17 protein-coding genes are annotated in these 18438 nt (G+C 70.6%); 7 read left to right on the top strand and 10 right to left on the bottom strand.

Annotation, left to right across the window (positions count from 1 at the left end; translation table 11 throughout):
- The first annotated feature begins 10 nt into the window (after positions 1 to 10).
- Both AB0C30_RS33175 and AB0C30_RS33170 read left to right on the top strand, forming a co-directional pair.
- Positions 11 to 1213, top strand: coding sequence for an MFS transporter (locus tag AB0C30_RS33175; RefSeq protein ID WP_357952050.1), 1203 nt, complete (start codon positions 11 to 13; stop codon positions 1211 to 1213).
- The gene (locus AB0C30_RS33170; protein WP_357952048.1) at positions 1204 to 1977 is read left to right on the top strand and encodes an alpha/beta fold hydrolase; all 774 of its coding nucleotides are present in this window, start codon (positions 1204 to 1206) and stop codon (positions 1975 to 1977) included. The genes AB0C30_RS33175 and AB0C30_RS33170 overlap by 10 nt, the downstream gene beginning before the upstream one ends.
- Here the strand turns inward: AB0C30_RS33170 and AB0C30_RS33165 are convergent.
- Complete coding sequence (locus AB0C30_RS33165) at positions 1974 to 2459, bottom strand: RDD family protein (protein WP_357952046.1); 486 nt, start codon at positions 2457 to 2459, stop codon at positions 1974 to 1976. The genes AB0C30_RS33170 and AB0C30_RS33165 overlap by 4 nt on opposite strands.
- A 110-nt stretch (positions 2460 to 2569) precedes the next feature.
- Between AB0C30_RS33165 and AB0C30_RS33160 the strand changes: the two genes are divergently transcribed.
- Positions 2570 to 3211 carry a TetR/AcrR family transcriptional regulator gene (locus tag AB0C30_RS33160; protein ID WP_357952044.1) on the top strand — a complete coding sequence of 214 codons (642 nt, stop codon included), beginning with the start codon at positions 2570 to 2572 and terminating at the stop codon, positions 3209 to 3211.
- A gap of 365 nt (positions 3212 to 3576) precedes the next feature.
- Here AB0C30_RS33160 and AB0C30_RS33155 read toward each other — a convergent pair whose 3' ends face one another.
- The 3 genes from AB0C30_RS33155 to AB0C30_RS33145 all read right to left on the bottom strand — a co-directional run bounded on the left by AB0C30_RS33155 (position 3577) and on the right by AB0C30_RS33145 (position 6125).
- Positions 3577 to 3843, bottom strand: a complete 267-nt coding sequence (locus tag AB0C30_RS33155) for a hypothetical protein (protein WP_357952042.1) — start codon at positions 3841 to 3843, stop codon at positions 3577 to 3579.
- A gap of 744 nt (positions 3844 to 4587) precedes the next feature.
- Positions 4588 to 4788, bottom strand: a complete 201-nt coding sequence (locus tag AB0C30_RS33150; protein ID WP_357952040.1) for a hypothetical protein — start codon at positions 4786 to 4788, stop codon at positions 4588 to 4590.
- A 53-nt stretch (positions 4789 to 4841) separates the two neighbouring features.
- On the bottom strand, positions 4842 to 6125 hold the full coding sequence (locus AB0C30_RS33145) for a transposase (protein ID WP_357952192.1): 1284 nt from the start codon (positions 6123 to 6125) through the stop codon (positions 4842 to 4844).
- A 53-nt stretch (positions 6126 to 6178) separates the two neighbouring features.
- Here AB0C30_RS33145 and tnpA point away from each other — a divergent pair, with 53 nt between their 5' ends.
- Positions 6179 to 6724, top strand: a complete 546-nt coding sequence (tnpA, locus tag AB0C30_RS33140) for an IS200/IS605 family transposase (RefSeq protein WP_357952038.1) — start codon at positions 6179 to 6181, stop codon at positions 6722 to 6724.
- A 110-nt stretch (positions 6725 to 6834) separates the two neighbouring features.
- Here the strand turns inward: tnpA and AB0C30_RS33135 are convergent, their stop codons facing one another.
- A complete protein-coding gene (locus AB0C30_RS33135; RefSeq protein WP_357952036.1) occupies positions 6835 to 7116 on the bottom strand; it encodes a hypothetical protein in 282 nt (93 codons plus the stop codon).
- Positions 7117 to 7517: 401 nt separating this feature from the next.
- Here AB0C30_RS33135 and AB0C30_RS33130 point away from each other — a divergent pair, with 401 nt between their 5' ends.
- The gene (locus AB0C30_RS33130) at positions 7518 to 9596 is read left to right on the top strand and encodes an alpha-galactosidase (RefSeq protein ID WP_357952034.1); all 2079 of its coding nucleotides are present in this window, start codon (positions 7518 to 7520) and stop codon (positions 9594 to 9596) included.
- A gap of 46 nt (positions 9597 to 9642) precedes the next feature.
- On the opposite strand, the gene AB0C30_RS33125 is transcribed toward AB0C30_RS33130, so the two are convergent.
- On the bottom strand, positions 9643 to 10488 hold the full coding sequence (locus AB0C30_RS33125) for an AraC family transcriptional regulator (protein WP_357952032.1): 846 nt from the start codon (positions 10486 to 10488) through the stop codon (positions 9643 to 9645).
- A 93-nt stretch (positions 10489 to 10581) separates the two neighbouring features.
- On the opposite strand from AB0C30_RS33125, the gene AB0C30_RS33120 reads away from it, so the two are divergent.
- On the top strand, positions 10582 to 11319 hold the full coding sequence (locus AB0C30_RS33120) for a phytanoyl-CoA dioxygenase family protein (RefSeq protein ID WP_357952030.1): 738 nt from the start codon (positions 10582 to 10584) through the stop codon (positions 11317 to 11319).
- Positions 11320 to 11372: 53 nt separating this feature from the next.
- Here the strand turns inward: AB0C30_RS33120 and AB0C30_RS33115 are convergent, their stop codons facing one another.
- Complete coding sequence (locus tag AB0C30_RS33115; RefSeq protein ID WP_357952028.1) at positions 11373 to 12383, bottom strand: substrate-binding domain-containing protein; 1011 nt, start codon at positions 12381 to 12383, stop codon at positions 11373 to 11375.
- 230 nt (positions 12384 to 12613) lie between these two features.
- Here AB0C30_RS33115 and AB0C30_RS33110 point away from each other — a divergent pair, with 230 nt between their 5' ends.
- A complete protein-coding gene (locus tag AB0C30_RS33110; protein ID WP_357952026.1) occupies positions 12614 to 14914 on the top strand; it encodes a glycoside hydrolase family 3 N-terminal domain-containing protein in 2301 nt (766 codons plus the stop codon).
- Positions 14915 to 14974: 60 nt separating this feature from the next.
- On the opposite strand, the gene AB0C30_RS33105 is transcribed toward AB0C30_RS33110, so the two are convergent.
- From AB0C30_RS33105 to AB0C30_RS33095, 3 genes are all read right to left on the bottom strand, one after another.
- Positions 14975 to 16846 carry a cytochrome c oxidase assembly protein gene (locus AB0C30_RS33105; protein WP_357952024.1) on the bottom strand — a complete coding sequence of 624 codons (1872 nt, stop codon included), beginning with the start codon at positions 16844 to 16846 and terminating at the stop codon, positions 14975 to 14977.
- A gap of 84 nt (positions 16847 to 16930) precedes the next feature.
- Positions 16931 to 17458 carry an MFS transporter gene (locus tag AB0C30_RS33100; protein ID WP_357952022.1) on the bottom strand — a complete coding sequence of 176 codons (528 nt, stop codon included), beginning with the start codon at positions 17456 to 17458 and terminating at the stop codon, positions 16931 to 16933.
- Between the two features lie 188 nt (positions 17459 to 17646).
- Positions 17647 to 18246 (bottom strand): hypothetical protein, encoded by a 600-nt coding sequence (locus AB0C30_RS33095; protein ID WP_357952020.1) that lies wholly within the window; start codon positions 18244 to 18246, stop codon positions 17647 to 17649.
- Positions 18247 to 18438: the final 192 nt, after the last annotated feature.

The following is an 18438-nucleotide window of genomic DNA, read 5'->3' as shown; positions in this document are numbered from 1 at the left end:
CGCTCGACGGGTGCTCTCGACTCGCGTGTCAGGGGATCGCGCCTCCCTCCGGATCAGGTACGGGCTGATGTTCGGCGGCCTGGCCAACTTCCTGGCGCTCTACTACGTCCAGCCGTTGCTGCCCGGCGTCGCCGACCACTTCGGGGTCTCCGCCGCGGAGTCGACGGCGGTGCTGTCGCTGGCCACGATCACGATGGCGGTCGCGCTGCTGTTCGTCGGCCCGATCTCCGACGTGGTGGGCCGGGTGGTGATCATGCGGTGGTCGCTGACCGGCTGCGCGGTCCTGGGCATCGCCACCGCGTTCGCGCCCACCTGGCACGCGCTGCTGGTCCTGCGCGGGCTGCAGGGCGTCGCGCTGGCCGGGCTGCCCGCCGTGGCGCTCGCCTACCTGCGTGAGGAGATGCCCGACGGATCCCACGTACGGGCCAACGCCACCTACATCACCGGCACGGCCCTCGGCGGGGCGGCGGGGCGGTTGCTGCCCGGCCCGGTCCAGGCGGTGTGGGGCTGGAGCGGTGCCAGCGCCGTCGTGGGGGTCGTCACGCTGCTCTGCGCCATCGGCCTGTGGGTCCTGCTGCCGCCGTCGCGGCACTTCGAACGCTCCAGCCCGCGGCTGGGCGACCTGCTGCGCAACACCGCGCTCACCCTGCGGGACCCGTCCCTGGTGGCGCTGTGCCTGGTCGGCGCGGCGACGATGGGGGCGTTCGTCGGGCTGTGCAACGCGCTGACCTTCCGCCTCGAGGCGGCGCCCTATCTGCTGGGCGGCGCGGGCGCGCTGGTGTTCCTGGCCTACCCGGTGGGCGTGCCGGGGCCGCTGGCCGCCGGGCGGCTGGCGCTGCGGCGCGGGCTCGGCCTGGCCGCCCTGCTCGGTGTCGCGCTCCTGGTGACCGGTACGCTGCTCACCGCCGCACCCCAACTCCCCGCCATCGTGATCGGACTGGCCCTGGTGACCTTCGCCTTCCTCGGTACGCACTCCGTGGTCAGCGGCTGGGTCTCCGACCGCGCCCACCGGGTCGGCGTCGGCGTGGGCCAGGCCGCGGGGCTGTACCTGCTGGCCTACTACGCGGGCAGCTCGATCTTCGGCTCGCTGGCCGCCTACCGGTGGGAGACGGGCGGCTGGTCGAGCGTGATCACCGTCTCCGTCGGGCTGCTCGTCGGCGCCGGGTTCCTGCTGGACCTGGCCCGCCGCTTCGACACACGATCATGCCGGTAGCCGTCACCGGGGACGGCGTCGCCGTCTCCTACCAGATCCGCGGCCGGGGCGAGCCCCTCGTCCTGCTGGCCGGGCAGGCCAACGACCACCACTGGTGGGACGGCGTCAGGGACGACTTCGAGGACCGCCACACCACCGTCACCCTCGACTACCGCGGCACCGGGGACAGCGACAAGCCCGACGTCCCCTACACCACCCGCGGCTTCGCGGCCGACGTGGTCGCCGTCCTCGACGACCTGGGCGCCGACCGGGCCCACGTGTACGGCACCTCGATGGGCGGGCGCGTGGCCCAGTGGCTGGCGGCCGACCACCCGCACCGGGTGGGGTCGCTGATCCTCGGCTGCACCTCGCCCGGCGGCCCGCACGGCCTCGAACGGGACAACACGGTGAAGAGGTCGCTGGCCCAGCCCGACCGGCAGGCGGCGCGGCGGGCGCTGCTGGAGCTGATGTACACCCCGGCCTGGCTGGCCACCCACCCCGGCCCGTACACCACCCTCGGCGATCCCGGCATGCCCGCCTTCGCCCGGCGGCGGCACCTGGCCGCCAGCGCGGGGCACGACGCCTGGGACGCGCTGCCCGGCATCACCGCGCCCACGCTGATCTTGCACGGCACGGACGACGTCTTCAATCCGGCGGCCAACGCGCCCCTGCTCGCGGGCCGCATCCCCGGCGCGACGCTCCGTCTCATCCCCGGCGCCAGGCACGCCTACTTCGAGGAGTTCCGCGAGGTCGCGGGTCCCGCCGTCCTGGACTTCCTGGATTAGTCGATCATGACGACCGTGTTGGCGGCCAGGTCGTGCAGCGCGTGCCTACGGTGGGTCAGGACGATCCAGAGGAGGTCGATCACGGTCAGGCCCAGCGCGGCGAAGAAGCCGGTCATCAGCGCGCGTCCCGCCGCCATGGCGGGGGTGAGCCGGGCGCCGTTCTCGCGCACCACGCGGATGCCGAACGCCTTCTTGCCGACGGTCTGGCCGTTCCAGTAGCCGACCAGCAGCCAGTGGTAGGCGTACCACACGAACGCCCCGGCGATCAGCCAGCGCCAGTCCAGGTGGAAAACGAAATCGGCGAAGTCCTTCGCCGGGTCCATCGGCTCGAAGACGCCGGCCCGCGCCAGGAGAGGCCGGGTGAGCACGCCCAGGAGGACGGCGTCGCAGACACCGGCGAACAGCCGCCGCCAGCGTCCCGCGAGCAACTCCTGCGCTAGGTGGCCGTAGGGCGGGCCGTCTCGCCACACCGACTCGGACATGGATTCACTCCGGCTGATTGAGTAGTGGTCTCTCCGAAGGGCGTTCCATCGCGTTCCACGGACCGGGGGCATGCCAGAATCGAGGTGCCGAGCCGTACCCGAGAGGACGAATGACCATCCCCGCCGACCGAAACGCCGAGCCCGCCGCCGGACGGACGGCCGTGGTGAGCCGGACGGGCCCCAAGCGCAGCGAGAGCATCCGGCTCGCGGTGCTCAACGCCGCCGACGATCTCCTGGTCGAGCGGGGGTTCAACGGGGTGACCATCGAGGGCATCGCCGTCCGGGCCGGGGTCGCCAAGCAGACCGTCTACCGCTGGTGGAAGTCCAAAGTCGACATCCTCCTCGACACCCTGGCCGACGACGCCCGCGACGCGCTGGCCTGGCCAGGGGGCGGGGAAGACGCCGAGGAGGAGTTGCAAGCGCAGCTCCGCCGGATCGCGGGGTTCTTCCAGGAGCCGGCGGGCCAGGTCCTGCGGGCGCTGCTCGGCCACGCCCAGACCGACCAGGCCACCGCCGAGGCGCTACGCGAAAAGTTCCTGCGTGAGCAGCGCGAACGCGACCTGCAGGGGCTGCGCGCCGTGCTCGAACGCCACACCGGCCGCCCGGTGACCGAGCCGACCGTGGACACCCTGCTGAGCGTGCTGCTCGGCCCGCTCTACTACCAGGCGCTCGTCCACGGCGGCCCGCCCGGCCCCGAGCTCCTGGACGCCACGGCCCGGCACGTCCTCGACCTCGCCCTCACCACGCCCTGAAACCACGCCCTGAAGATGGCTATGTGCGCTCAGCGCGCCAAGTCGGCGCGGGGCCCTGGGGCCCGCGCCGGTCAAATCAGACGCGCCGGTCAAATCAGAACAGTCCTCCGAAGAACCGTCATCGTTGATCGGTTGACCTTCGGCGGCAACATCATCGAGACCGGCACCCAGTCCTACCGACTCGCACAGACCAAGGCACGAGCTGAAGCACACATCGGCTGAAGACCGCACAACGCGCCCGTTCCCGTCCTATGCCCATAGCTGCTCTACGTGATGAGCGCTGCACCACGTCAACGTCGGCCGCGTCGTGACCATCCGCCTTCACCACGACCTGGGGGCGGCCGCCGCTGACGGCCAAGACATTGTCAGAAGCGGACGACATCCTCGACGTTTCTGAGAATTTCCAACGCGACGACCCATACGATCACGACCAACGAGAGGGCCAGAACCTGGACCCGGAGCCGCCTGCCGACCATTCCCGTCCGGAAGAACAAGCAGGAGCAGGCGAAGAGCAAAGCGGCGAAGGGAGGCAGAACGAGCGTCGCCTTCAAAAGATCGACGTACCACCCAACAGCACAAGTGCCACCGCCGCATAAACCGGACAGCACGACCTCGCTACAGCCGAAGAGCATGAGCAGGAGGTCAGATCCACCGCCGCGTACCCGTAGCCGGGATGAAGAACAGCGCCGCGACCGCTAAGACTGCGATCGCTATTTTGATCATCCTCACCGGCGTCAGCATGCCACCCCCGCCCCGGCCTCGCTATCCAGTCAGGTCGAGTGGTGCAACTGCAGGCCCACCTATGTTCCGCGTCGATCCCTTACAGCTTCAGTGGACTCGACAGCGTCGCCAGGCGGACGCCGTACAGGACACGGAGCGCAGGAACGCAGGAACGCGGTCCAGAACGCCTGCTCGCCGACGGTCAGGCTGAGGACCTCGCAGTGGTCGTCGGCGGTGACGGCGGGGCGGCAGCGCCTGGTTAGCCGATTTGCCGGAAGGCGCGGCCAGCGGTGCGGATCACGGCGGAGCGGGCGCTGTCGTTTCTCACCAACATTCCGCCCCATGTTGATCTCTAACCGCTGTCAAAACTCGCCTACAAGCGCTGTCCGTTCAGACCAACATAATCAGCGGGACCAGGTTGGGCGGCGGTTCTCCGTCCGGATACATCTTCCCGTTGCAGAACACCGAGACGGATTGGGTCGGCTGCGAGACGCCGTTGTTGCCGTAGACCTGTCCCGGCCGCACGGCGGCCAAGCGGGTCGTCCTGGGCGGCGACTGCCGTTGCGCGGCTCGGTGGCTGGTCGGTCTCCTGGCGGGACGTGGGCGTGACGCGGGTCTGGATGGGAGCCTGGTCACCCGCCCGTTGGTCACCTTCTTCACGTGCTTCCTGGTCTGCCTCCTCCGGATGGCGACCTCACCGTTGCCGGCGTTGACGGCGGCCTGCACCTGCCCTGGGGATCGAAAGCCAGGAAGTAGACGTTGTCGTCCGGAGTGCGCACCGCCATCGGCTCGCCGTTGATGATGTAGTTGCGGGTGCACTCGACGACGTCCTTGGCGTTGTCGAGGCGCAGCTCCATGTCGTCGATTTGATGTGCTCCTCCACGTAAATTGTGGAGGGTTCCTGTGCTGCTTACGCAGCAGCTCGCAACGTGGGTGCGGGCGAGACTGTGGGACAGGATGCTTGACGCTTCACCGGCCCCGCAATCGCGGAGTCTCCACGTCCTGTGACCGCCCATCCGGCGGCAGAGTTGTACCGATGAAGCTGGTTTCGGGCGGCGTTGGTATCAGCGTTGCCAATCCATCCGCACGCCAGGTTCTTGCACACGAACCGCGACTGCCTCTCGCGTGACCCTTTCGTGGTGGTGTGGCAGCGGTGACACTCCTGGCTGGTGCCGCGCGGGTCGACCGTGGCGACCACGCCACCGCGGTCGGCGGCCTTGTAGGTCAGCAACTCCACCGTCCGACCCCACGCCTGACCCGCGATCGACCGGTTCAGGCCCCGCTTCTGGGCGACGCCCCGCCCCGGCTCCTGCACCGTCCCCGACGCCGAGGCCATCATGGAGGTGATGTCCAGGTCTTCGACCACGATCGCGCTGAACCGCCGCGCGAGGACGGTCGTGCTCTGATGCTGCCAGTCGACCACTCGGCGCTTGGCTGTCGCGCGGAGCCGGGCGATCTGGTCATAGGTGCGGCGTTCCCGGTTGGACACCGGGTCACCTTTGCCGCGGCCGGCACGCTGACGGGCGCTTTTGCGCTCCAACCGCAACAACCGCTCACGCTGCCCGCCAGACAGCCACGGGCCGTGCCGAAGATGCTCCCCGGTAGACAGAGCCAGCGGCACCGCGATACCCCGATCCATGCCGGCCTTCGGCCCGGCGTGCGGTACGGGAGCGGAGACCAGCAGCTCGGTACGGAAGGCGATGGTCCACCCGTAGGCGTCTTTCACCAGCCGAGCCCCGGTCACCCTCCCCGATGGCCCACCCTTGGTGACGCCGGGCAGGTCTTTCGTCCACCGGAACCTCACCCGCCCCACCTTGGGCAGGTTCACCGCACCCCACCTGCGGCTGATCCTGACGAGCTGCAAATCGCGGGCCTGGGGGACGTCCACGGCCATCCGGCACCCGAACCGGCCCTTGAACGTCGGCCGCTCGGCCGGATGGTCGGGGTTGAAGAAGTTCGCCCACGCCTGCCGGTAGATCTTCAGCACCGCCTGCGCGGCCTGAGCGGGCAACTGCCCCATCCACTCGATCTCCTGGCGGGCCTGCCGAATCGCCGCGTCACACTCCCTCAGCGACGCAAGGCGGCCCTGACGGAAGGTCATGAACTCATGCAGCAGGTTCCACACGGCACGCGCAGTGTGGGCTTGACCGTCCAAGACGGCTGCTTGCCGCTTGTCCAACGCCAAGCGCGCCACATGCGCACGCCTCCGCTTCGCCTGCTCCACACGCTGATCATATCGTTTGGTTTATGTCACTGCGATGGAATGCGAACCCCGATGTGAAAAGGGGACGACTTGTCGTATATAACCTTCATGCCCATTTGGCGTTCGTGGCAAATTTAGTGTTTGCGACAAAGGACCGGCGTGGGGTGTTAACCGGCGAGATGCTGATCCGCTGCGAGGAACTCATGCGCGAGGTCTGCGCCGACTTCGAGGTCGAACGGTCGAACTGCGCGAGTTCAACGGCGAGCACGACCACGTCCACCTGCTCGTCCACTACCCCGCCCAAGGTCGCTCTGTCCAAACTCGTCAATTGGCTGAAGGGGGTCTCGGCCCGGATGCGTCGCAAGGAATACAGCACACATGTCCGCAAACACCTCTGGGGCGGACATTTCTGGTCTGGTTCCTATTTCGCCGGGTCGGTCGGCGGGGCGCCGCTCGCCGCGCTCAAGCAGTACATCGAGCAGCAGAAACAACCCGCATGTGTGAAAGTGAAGCTGCCGACAAACCTGAAAGGCCAGGGCACCCTCGCGCCCTGGCGGGCACTCCCACATGAGCCTTCACCCCCGGCATGAACACCGGAGCACTAGCCCACATTCTGGCAGAAGTTCTTCTCCGCCTCGTACCAGTAGGTGATGGCGTTGCCGTGGGTGTCGACCTCCAGATCGAGGTTCCACCGGTACGCCTACTGGCACCAGGCGTTGGCCGGGGTGCTGGAGTAGCAGGGCTCGCCGCCGTTGTTGCCGAACACCGGATTCGTCCAGGTGGACTTCGTCTCCGGCTTGCCCGCCGCCCAGCCGGGCAGGCGGTTGAGCCCGAAGCTGTACTGGGTGCCGTCGGCGGTGGTGACGCGCCAGTACTCGCCGTTGTTGTCGCCGTTCACCGCTCCAGCGAGGTATTCGATCCGGGTACCGTCGTTGCGATTCCAGTGGGATTCGGGCAGGTCTAACTCGGACGGTTCATCCATTGAGCTCACCCATTCTGCGGGACGAGTCGGGACTGGTGTGCGGCTATTGGGGCAATCTGTGGGGGGTTCAGCACGCCGTCGTGGCGCGGGGTGAGCCGGAGGGTCCCCGTCCCGTCCTGGCCGGCCGCGATGGCCATGCGCCCGATTTCCATCTTCATCCGGTGCCGTCATGAGGCACCGGCCCTCGGTCATCGCTTCGTCTACCAGGTCGTGGCCGACGTTAAGAGAATGATCTTCCGTTTTTCTTCCGTTCTTCTTCCGTGCCGGTTCCGCGAGCGGGAGGCTGCGATTTGTCGCCCGGCGCGCCGATTGCGGCACCTGCTCGCCGGTCGACCGGCGCACCGTGCGAACCTCTTACACGAAAGCGGGCCCGGCGCCCGTCCGAGTGTGAGGAGCCCGACGTGTCCCCCGTGATCCTTTCCGCCGCAGGCACCTGTCTCGTCCTTGACGTCGCGGGCTCCGGCCTGCCGCGGGTGCGCCATTTCGGTGCCGACATCGGTGCGGTCGCCGAGGAGCAACTCCTGCCCGCGCTGGCCTCTCTGACGTCGGCGCCGCCGCTGGTGCCGCTCCAGGGCGACAGCTGGTACGGCCGGCCGGGCCTGTCAGGAGCCCGTACGTCCGCGCATCGGCCGGTCAGGTGGAACCTCTACGGCCCGGTCGAGACGCGGGCCGTACCCGGTGCGGGCGGCAGTGTGACCGTGACCGCGACCGACGATCGGGCGGGGCTCCGGCTGGTGAGCGAGCTGGCCATGGACGCCAACGGCGTGGTCACGATGCGGCACGCGCTGACGAACACCGCCGCCGAACCGTACCGCGTGGAGGAGCTGACCTGCGCGTTGCCGCTGCCCGCGCGGGCGGATGAGCTGCTCGACTTCACCGGGCGGTGGGCGCTGGAGAAGGTGCCGCAGCGCCGGCCGCTGACCTACGGCGTCTGGTCGCGGGAGAACCGGCGCGGGCGCACCGGGCACGACGGCACGGGCCTGCTGGTGGCGGGAACGGGCGGGTTCGGGTTCCGGCACGGCGAGGTGTGGGCGGCGCACGCCGGATGGAGCGGCGACCACATCCACTACGTCGAGCGGCTGCCGGAGGGCGTGACGCTGCTGGCGGCCGGCGAGCTGCTCGCGCCCGGCGAGATCATCCTGGGCGAGGGCGAGACGTACGAGACGCCGCTGGTCTATTTCACCTGGTCGGACTCCGGGCTGGACCCGGCGGCCGGGCGGCTGCACGGTCACCTGCGCTCGCGCGGCCCGCGCCCGGCCCGCCCGGTCACCCTGAACAACTGGGAGGCCACCTACTTCGACCACGGCCTCGACCGGCTGCTGGCGCTGGCCGACCGGGCCGCGGAGGTGGGGATCGAGCGGTTCGTCCTGGACGACGGCTGGTTCCGGCACCGCCGCGACGACAAGGCCGGGCTCGGCGACTGGTACGTGGACGAGGGGGTGTGGCCCGACGGCCTGCACCCGCTGGCCAAGCACGTGCGCAAGCTCGGTATGCAGTTCGGGCTCTGGTTCGAGCCGGAGATGATCAATCTCGACTCCGACCTCGCCCGCGAACATCCCGAATGGGTGCTCGGCCGCGCCGACCGGCTCCCGCCGCCGCAGCGCAACCAGCACGTGCTCGACCTGGCCCGGCCGGAGGTCTTCGCCTACCTGCTGGACCGGATCAGCACGCTGGTGGGCGAGTACGAGCTGGACTACATCAAGTGGGACCACAACCGCGACATCGCCGAGCCCGTCCACGACGGCGTGGCGGGTGTGCACGCGCAGACCGTGGCCGCGTACCGGCTGATCGACGAGCTGCGCCGCCGCCATCCCAGGCTGGAGATCGAGTCGTGCTCGTCCGGCGGCGCGCGGATCGACTACGGCATCCTGGCCCGTACCGACCGGGTCTGGACCTCCGACAGCAACGACGCGCTCGACCGGCAGGCGATCCAGCGCTGGACCGGCCTGCTCGTGCCGCCGGAGCTGATGGGCAGCCACGTCGGCGCGCCCCGCGACCACGTCACCGGCCGGTCGCTGCCGCTGTCGTTCCGCTGCGCCACCGCGCTGTTCGGCCACATGGGCGTCGAGTGGGACCTGACCTCGACGAGCGAGGCCGAACGCGAGGAGCTCGCGGAATGGATCGCCCTGCACAAGCGGCTGCGGCCGACGCTGCACGGCGGGACCGTGGTCCGCGCCGACCATCCCGACCCGGCGGTGCTGCTGCACGGCGTGGTCCGGGGCGGGCACGCGGTGTTCGCCTGCGTCCAGCTCGCCTCCCGGGTGGCCATGGGGCCGGCCCCGCTGCGCCTGCCCGGACTGGACCCCGAGGCCGTCTATGAGGTGCGGGTGGCCGGCCGCCTGCCCACGGGTGTCGGGCTGCCGGAGTGGACGGCCGCCCCGGTGCGCCTGCGGGGCTCGGTCCTGGCCGGGCTCGGTCTGCCGTCCCCGGCGCTGAAGCCCGCCACCGCGCTGGTCATCGAGCTGGAGGAGGTGCGCTGACCCTCGCCCGCCACCGCGCTCGTCATGGCGCTGATCATGGCGCTGGTCACGGCGCTGGCGCAGGTGCGCTGAACCTGGCCCGGTAGCCGGACGGGCTCATCGCGAAGAACTGCCGGAAGCGGCGGCTGGCGTAGTTGGGGTCGCTCCACCCCACCTGCCTGCCGATCGCCGCGACCGGCAGGTCCGTCTCGATGAGCAACGCCGCCGCCCGCTCGGCGCGCAGCCGGTTCAGGTACGCCATCGGCGAGATGCCGAGCTGGGCGGTGAACGTCCTGGCCAGGTGCGCGGCCGAGACGCGCGCGAGCGCCGCCAGGTCGTCCACCGACCAGTCCCGCCGCGGGTCGCCCTCCAGCTCCCGTACGGCCAGCAACACCGCGGGGTGCGTCCCCGCGCTCCCGGAGGCGGGCTCACCGAGCGAGGCCAGTGAGGCCAGTGAGGCCGCCGCCCCGCCCAGCAGGCACAGCAGCGCTCCCACCTGCGTGATGTGCCCGCCCACCGCCGCCGGAAGCGCGGCCTCCACCACCGCGAGCGCCCCGTCGTCCAGCCGCGACACATGCCCCGAGCGGTGCAGCAGCCTGCCGATGTGGGGTTCGGCCCGCAGCCAGGCCAGCTCCCGCTGGAACATCTCCGGACCGACATACACGTTGTGCACCACCAGCCCGCGGCAGTCGTGGTAGCCGTGCCAGTCGCCCGGTCGCAGCAGCGCGACCGAGCCGCGGCTCAGCTCCTGCTCGCCGATGGCCGAGACGTGCGTGGCCGTCCCCCTGGTGACCACGGCCAGCTCCAGGAAGTCGTGACTGTGCGCGCTGTTGTCGGCGGCCAGCTCGTGCCGCTCCGCCACCACGGGCGGCCGGTCGGGGGTGAAGACGTCGTCACGTCGTACGCGGTGCACATCAGGATTGTGCTACATGCGAGCAACCCCCGTCCTAGCCCGCCCCGGCACCGCCCGGCAAGAGTGGAGGCACCACCGACAAGGGAGAAGAACATGCTTGACGATGCTCAGGTGTCCGCGTACCGACGTGACGGTTTCATCCACCTGCCGCAGGTGATCTCGCGTGCGGAGGCCGCCCGGTACGCCAAGGCGGCGCTGGCCGCGCAGGAGACCGTGCGGGACAACCGGGAGGGCGACATCTTCGTCCAGCTGCTGCAGCTCTGGCAGCACGACGAGACGCTGCGCGAGCTCACCCTGCACCCGGGGCTCGCCGCGCTCGCGACCCAGCTGGCGGGCGTGCCGCTGCGGCTCTGGCACGACCAGCTGCTGATCAAGAAGCCGCACAACGGCGCGGCCACCGAGTTCCACCAGGACCAGCCGTACTGGCCGCACACCGGCTCGCGGCACGCCCTGTCGGCCTGGATCGCGCTGGTCGACGTGCCCGTCGAGCGGGGCTGCATGACGTTCGTGCCCGGCTCGCAGGATCTCCAGGACCTGCGCGCCCAGGACTTGACGGACGGCCAGGACCTCTTCCGGATCGCGCCCGAGCTGCGGTGGCGGCAGCGGGTGACCGTCCCGTTGAAGGCGGGAGACTGCACCTTCCACAACTCGTACCTGGCGCACTGCGCCACGCCCAACTTCACCGACGACCCGCGCATCGCGCATGTGGTCATCTACATGGACGCCGACGCGGTCTTCGCCGCCGAACCGGCGCACGTGCTGACCGACCCCCTCGGCCTCACCCCCGGCCTGCCGCTGCCCGACGAGCACTTCCCCAGCTTCGCTCGCTGATCGACCCCGACGTCACGCGAGTCGGCGCGCCGCGCTGCCTCTGGACCCCGGCGTCACCCGGGTCGGCGCGTCGCGCTGCCTCTGACGATGAGGCTCGTGGCGAGCTCGATCCGGGTGCCGGCCGAGCCCCTGCGGTGGGCCAGCTCTTCGGTGATCAGCCGGACCGCCTCGTTGGCCATGTCGTCGAGCGGCTGACGGACCGTGGTGAGCGGCGGGGACAGCATCTCGCACAGCGGGGAGTCGTCGAAGCCGACCACGGACACCTCGTCGGGGATGCGGATGCCACGCTCGGCCGCCGCCTGGTAGACGCCCGCGGCCTGCAGGTCGGAGCCCGCGAAGATGGCCGTGGGCCGGTCGGGGTGGTCGAGCAGCTCGGCGCCGAACGTCTTGCCGCCGGAGACCTGGAAGTCGGCGAACCGCGTGAGGTCCGCCGACGGCTCGACGCCGAAGGTGCGGTGCGCGGCCAGATAGCCCTCGTAGCGGTCGAGGGTGCACTGCGTGTCGAGCGGCCCGCCGATGAAGCCGATCCGCTCGTGCCCCAGCTCCAGGAGATGCGTCGTCGCCATCACCCCGCCCGACCAGTTGGTCGCGCCCACGGTCGAGAGCCGGGGGTCGCGCTTGCCGACCGGATCCAGGAGCACCATCGGGACCCGCAGCAGCTCTTCGACCGCCGCGATCTCCTCCTGGTTGGCGCGCGAGAGCACCAGGACGATGCCGTCGGTGCCGCGCTTGCGCACCATCCCGATCCAGCGCCGCAGGTCGAAGTCGGCGCGCGCGGAGGAGGTCACGACGAGTGAGAACCCCCAGCGCGCGGCCGCCTGCTCCGCACCCTTGACCAGGACCTCAGCCCAGGGCGAGCCGAGCCCGTCGATGAGCAGGTCGACCAGGCCGACTTGCGGGGCGCTGGGCGGGCGGAGCGCTTCGTACCCGGAGGCGCGGACCGCTTCGAGCACCTTGCCGCGGGTGGCGGCGGAGACGTGCTTCTTGCCGCTCAGCACTTTCGAGACCGTCGGGACCGACACCCCGGCCGCCGCCGCGACATCGGAGAGCGTGGGTCGGGGCACAGTACCTCCCGTTTGCCGACTTTCGGAAAATCGTCTGGCCCGCAGACGCTTATCCAACTGGGCTGATGAGGCGCATGCGGCAAGTGTTGACACGACTACAAGTCGGAATCTACCGTAACGAAACGGCAATGTCACGGCATTTTTTCGGAAAACTATCCGGAAACTTTCCGATGCGATGACGGAAGCCCGCGCCGAACCGGGCGCGCCGGATCAACAGTGAGGGTGCGTGCATGACGATCGATGAGCGTCGAGCGCGACGCGTCGGCGACCTGCTGGCCGACATGTCGCTCGACGAGAAGCTCGCGCAGCTCGTGGGCGTGTGGCTGAACGTCAATCGCGAAGAGGGTGTCGTCGCGCCGCTGCAGGATTCGATGCAGGGCGAGGACGTCGCGTTCGAGGAGTTCGCCCGCCACGGACTCGGGCAGATCACCCGGCACTACGGGACCCGGCCCGTCGATCCGGAGTGGGCGAGCACCCTGCTGGCCGCGCGGCAGCGATGGCTCCTCGACCACACCCGCCTCGGCATCCCGGCACTGGCGCACGAGGAATGCCTCACCGGGCTGGCGGCCTGGCAGGCGACGACCTATCCGGTCCCGCCGGCCTGGGGCGCGTCCTTCGACCCCGAGCTGGTCGAGCGGATGGGCCGGCGGATCGGGGCGAGCATGGCCGCGCTCGGTATTCATCAGGGGCTCGCTCCCGTGCTCGACGTGATTCGCGACCAGCGGTGGGGGCGGGTCGAGGAGTGCGTGTCCGAGGATCCGTACGAGGTCGCGACGATCGGGGCGGCGTACGTGCGGGGGCTCCAGTCCGCGGGCGTGATCGCCACGCTGAAGCATTTCGTCGGCTATTCGAACTCCCGCGCCGGGCGGAACCTTGCCCCGGTCCACGCGGGGCCGCGTGAGGTGGCCGACGTGCTGCTGTTCCCGTTCGAGGTGGCGATCCGGGACGCGGGGGCGGGCTCGGTGATGAACTCCTACGCCGAGATCGACGGGATCCCGATCGCCGCGGACGACCACTACCTGACCCGGATCCTGCGTGACGAGTGGGGTTTCGACGGCACCGTCGTCGCGGACTACTTCGCGGTCGCCTTCCTGCACACGCTGCACGCCGTCGCCACCGACGCCGAGGACGCCGCCGTACAGGCGCTCACGGCGGGGATCGACGTCGAGCTCCCCACCGGGGTGGCCTATCTGGCGCCGCTGAAGCAGGCCGTGTCGAGCGGGCGGATCGCCGAATCGCTGATCGACCGGGCGTTGAGCCGGGTGCTGCTGCAGAAGGCGAAGCTCGGCCTGCTCGACGACAACTACGAGCCCGCTCCTTCGGGGCCCGTCGACCTGGACGACGCCGAATCCCGGGCGCTGGCGCGGCGGCTGGCGGAAGAGTCCATCGTGCTGCTGACCAACAACGGCCTGCTCCCCCTCGGCGACGGCAATGGACAGCGCATCGCCGTCATAGGCCCGAACGCGGACAGCGTCACCGCGCTGTTCGGCTGCTACTCCTTCGTCAACCACGTCCTGCCGCACTTTCCCGAGGTCGAGCCGGGCATCGAGTCGCCCACGCTGCTCGAGGCCCTGCGGGCGGAGTTCCCGGACGCGGTGCTGCGGGTCGCGCACGGCACGGGTGTCGACGACGGCGACCGCGCGGGGTTCGGCGAAGCCGTGGATCTGGCGGCCGCCTCCGACGTGGTGATCCTCGTGCTCGGCGACCGGTCCGGCCTGTTCGGCCGGGGCACCTCCGGCGAGGGCTGCGACGTGGACACCCTCGACCTGCCCGGCGCCCAGCAGGCACTCGCCGACGCGGTCCTCGCCACGGGGACTCCGGTCGTGGCGGTCCTGCTGACCGGCCGGGCCTACGCCGTGCCGGGCATCCTCCGCGAGGCCGCCGCCGTGGTGCAGGCGTTCTTCCCCGGCGAGGAGGGCGCGGGCGCCATAGCCCGGGTGATCAGCGGAGCCGTCAACCCGTCGGGGCGGCTGCCGATGAGCATGCCCAGTTCAGCCGCCGGCCAGCCGTACAGCTATCTGCATCCCCGGCTCGGCGCGGCCGGTTCGGTGAGCAACATCGACCCCGCTCCGGAGCTGGGGTTCGGTCACGGGCTGAGCTACACGAGCTTCGCCTACGACGAGGTGTCCGTGGCCGGGACCGCCCCGGCGGCGGACGGGTCGATCCGCTGCTCGGTCGTCGTCCGCAACGCGGGTGAGCGGGCGGGCGCGGAGATCGTGCAGATCTACGCGTCGGACGTGGTCGCCTCGGTCACCCGGCCCGTCGCCCAGCTGGTCGGATACGCGCGCGTCGAGCTCGCGCCCGGCGAGCGGGTGTCGGTCGGCTTCGAGGTGCCGACGCGGCTGCTGGCCTTCACCGGGCGCGACGGCCGACGCGTCGTCGAGCCCGGCGAGGTGACGGTGACCGTCCGCCGCTCCGTCACCGACGTCGTCGCCGAGAGGTCGGTGACACTGACCGGGCCGGTGTACGAGATCACCGGCGCCGAACGGCGGCTGACCACGGTCGATCAGACGAGTGTCCTCCTCCACTGAGCGGCGGGCTGACCACCGTCGATCAGACGAACGTACCGACCGGCGGCTGACCACCGTCGTTCAGACGAGCGCCCTTCTCCGCTGAGCGGCCCGCCGCCATGACGTCAGTCGTACCACCGGCGCCACGAGCACCACGACCGCGACGACCAGCACCGTCAGCCCGGCGGTCCGCTGGTCGGCGGACAGGTCCGACACCCCCGGCGGCGACACCAGCGTGAACCAGTCCACGCCCACCCCCGCCCCGAACCGCAGGGCCAGCCCCAGCGCGAACTGCGCCACGGCGACCACCGCGAGCAGCCGCACCCGCGCCACCCAGGTGATCGGGCGCGGCAGCGGATCCACCCCGGCCAGCACCCAGAAGCACAACGCCCCGGCGCAGAAGAGCACCGCCAGGGTGAGCAGATGGAGCGCGTAGCTGTACAACGACTGCCCCAGCCAGCCGGTCCCGTACAGCACCGCCATCGGCACGATCTGCGCGGCGGCGACGGTCACCGGGTGGGTGAGCCGCGAGGCCAGGCGGCTGTCCAGGATCGCGCGGGTCACGTCGCCGTACTGGGACCGGTCCGTGGTGGTCTGGGCGGCGAGCGTCAGCGGCGCGCCGAGCGCCAGGAGCAGCGGCGCCACGAGCGCGACCAGGCCGTACTGCAGCGCCTGCGCCGACAGCATCGCGCGGGCGTAGCCGCCCACCCCGCTGAGCAGGGCGAACGCCAGCACCGCGAGCCCGGCGAGCCACGCGGCGGTACGGCCCGGCGGCCACACGATCCCGTCGCGGGCCAGGCGGCGCAGCCCGACGAGGTAGCCGATCGCGAGGCCGGCCAGCACGAGCAGGATCAGCGGGTCCAGCCTGATCTCGGTGAGCAGGCCGCCGATCGAGAAGGGCGGCAGGTTGTACTCCAGCAGGAGGTGATCGTGGCCGCCGCCGCCCTCCGACGACGGCGGCGGCGGGGTGCGTGACAGGGCGACCGCGAGCCCGATGGCCGCCGCCATGACGATCGCCTCACCGGTGGCCAGGCGGACGAACGTGCGCCGCACCGGGCGTTCGGCCAGGCCCGCGACGGTACGGCGGCGATGGTTCTGGCCGAAGACGCCCAGGGCCACCAGCGCGGCCGCCTTGGCCAGGATGAGCAGGCCGTAACGGGTCTGCCACAGCTGCGCGACGGCGTCGAGGCGCACCCAGGCGCTGGCCACGCCCGACACGGCCACCGCGCCGAAACAGGCCAGGGCCAGCGTGCTGAACCTGGGCACCACCTCCGTGAGCCGGTCCGACCGCCGGAAGTGGACCAGGACGGCGGCCAGGCCGCCCACCCACACCGCCACCGCCGCCAGGTGCGCCATCAGCGCGGAGATCGCGATGTCGTGGTCGCCCGCCGAGGCGGCGTGGCCGACGTAGGCGGGCGGCAGGATCGCGAAGACGGCGACCGCCAGCAGGAAGGCGTTCCACCAGGGCGAACGCCACAGGCTGGTGCCGATCGCCACCATCCCCGCCGCCGCGGCCACGATGAGCAGCGCCTGGGTCTGCGGGACGGTCGTGCCGAACGACAGGATCGACGGGCTCTCGAACAGGTCGGTGAGCGGCAGGCCGACGACCTCCGAGATCGTCAGCAGGTACGTCACCACCGCGGCGGTGGCCCAGCCCAGCCCCCAGCGGCCGGCCGCGCGCAGGCAGGCGGCGGCCTGCGGCGTGCCGCGCGGCGCCAGGATCACGGCGGCCACCAGTGTTCCGACGGTGGCGAAGGCGCACAGGTCATAGGCGAACCGGGCCAGGGGCATCCCCCAGTCGGTGAACGGTCCCGCCTTGGGCAGGCCCGGGATCGACGGCTGCGGCACGCTTCCGCCGAACAGCAGGGCCGCGACCAGCACCAGGACTCCGGCGGCCACGGCGACGACGGCGTATCGGCGGGCCGGCGTCGCCCCGCCTCGGAAAGTGGACACGGCTGCTCAGGTGCCGAAGGGCAGGGGTCGACGGCGTTGGGGGGTTGACGGCATGGTGATCTCCACGTGGCTGCGGGACGGGGTTCAGAAGGCAGCCGGGAGCGGGGGTCCACGCCGGACGACCGCGTGACGCAGGACGCTTTCGTACGGTCCGCCGGGTGAGCGATAGGCGGGCGCCGGTGGAGTGAGTGGGTATGCGGGGCACGACGGCAGGACCAGGAGCAGGCGTACGGCCAGCCGCCGCAGCACCGCCCACAGCGCGGTCTCGCCCCTGGCCACCCACCATCCGGTCACCAGAGCGGCGGTGAGGTGGCAGAGCACCATGCCCATGTCGGTGGCCGGTCCGTGTCCAGGCGGCATGGGCGCGGGTGCGTCGTGCCAGGAGAACAGCCCGTGCAGGAGGACTTGCGCCGAGCCGAGCAGGACAGCGATCAGGACCGGTTCGCGCTCCCGGCCGGCCAGCGCGGCGGCGCCCGCCGTTACTAGCCCGGCGCCGAGCGCGAGATGGCCGGGGCCCGGCAGAGTGCCGTCGGCGAACCAGTGGGCCAGGGCGGCCAGCGTCACACAGACGGCCGCGAAGAGGGCCGACCGCGCTAATCGCAACGGCAGCATGGCTCGCATGGTGCCCAAATGCTCCCACACCAGCAGCTCGCCGTGAGGCGCGTTCCCACCTATAGCGTTTTATCCGAAATTTCAGCTTTTCCAGGCTTATAACGGTGACGCCGAGCGGCCCGCTCAACGCATGAGCGCGCGCCGGTGGCACCCGTATCGGCACCACCGGCGCGCTGATCAGGTGAGCGTCAGGCGTGCAAGCCCCGACAATTGATCTTGAACGAGTCGCCGTAGCCTTCCCAGACCCCTACCAAGGTCCATCCCTGGGCGACCTTGTCAGCGTGCTGCCAGGTGCAGGCCGCATGCAGGTCGAGGCGGATCTGACCGTCGTTCCTGGTGCAGACCCAGCCGGTCACGTTGTCGCCCAAGTGCTTCGCGCCGTTGTAGCCGATCGACTGGCAGAAACCGGCGAGGTTCATGCCCTTGTAGAACTCGGTCACTCCCGGCGTGGCATGGCACTTCCACTCGCCGGCGCTGGTGCCGTTGGTCGACGCGGTGACCGGATAGCCGGCGGCCACGAGCGGGCTGAACTGCCACTGGCAGGCACTGGCCACCGAGAGGCCGACTTCGTCGTTGCCGCTGACGCACCGCCAGCCATCGAAATGGGTGCCCACCAATTTGGCATGGTCGTACCCGATCGACCTGCAGTAACCGTTGAGGTCGACGCCGCCCAGGTAGGCGTCGACCGATTGGACTGTGAGCGGTGCGGCTTGGGCGGGTGAGGCGCCCAGCCAGGTCGCGCCCAGGCACGCCAGCAGCACGGTCAGGACGAGATGACGCAGTCGCATACCGATCCCTTCGTCGAGCGGTCGATGGCGCCGCAGCCGAACCACGCCGCGGCCTGCCAAGTATCAAATCCGCCCGGCGAGCAGGTCTTCGTGGCGGCGACACAAGGTCACACGCGCTGTTGCGCGTTCGCGTAAGGAGCATTGATCCACGACGAGCGGGCCGACGAATACGCGGGGGGCAAGCACCGAACC

The organism is Nonomuraea sp. NPDC048901, assembly GCF_040649695.1.
GTDB lineage: Bacteria > Actinomycetota > Actinomycetes > Streptosporangiales > Streptosporangiaceae > Nonomuraea.
The sequence above is the reverse complement of the archived record's forward strand: the minus strand, read 5'-3'. Positions and strand labels throughout refer to the sequence as shown.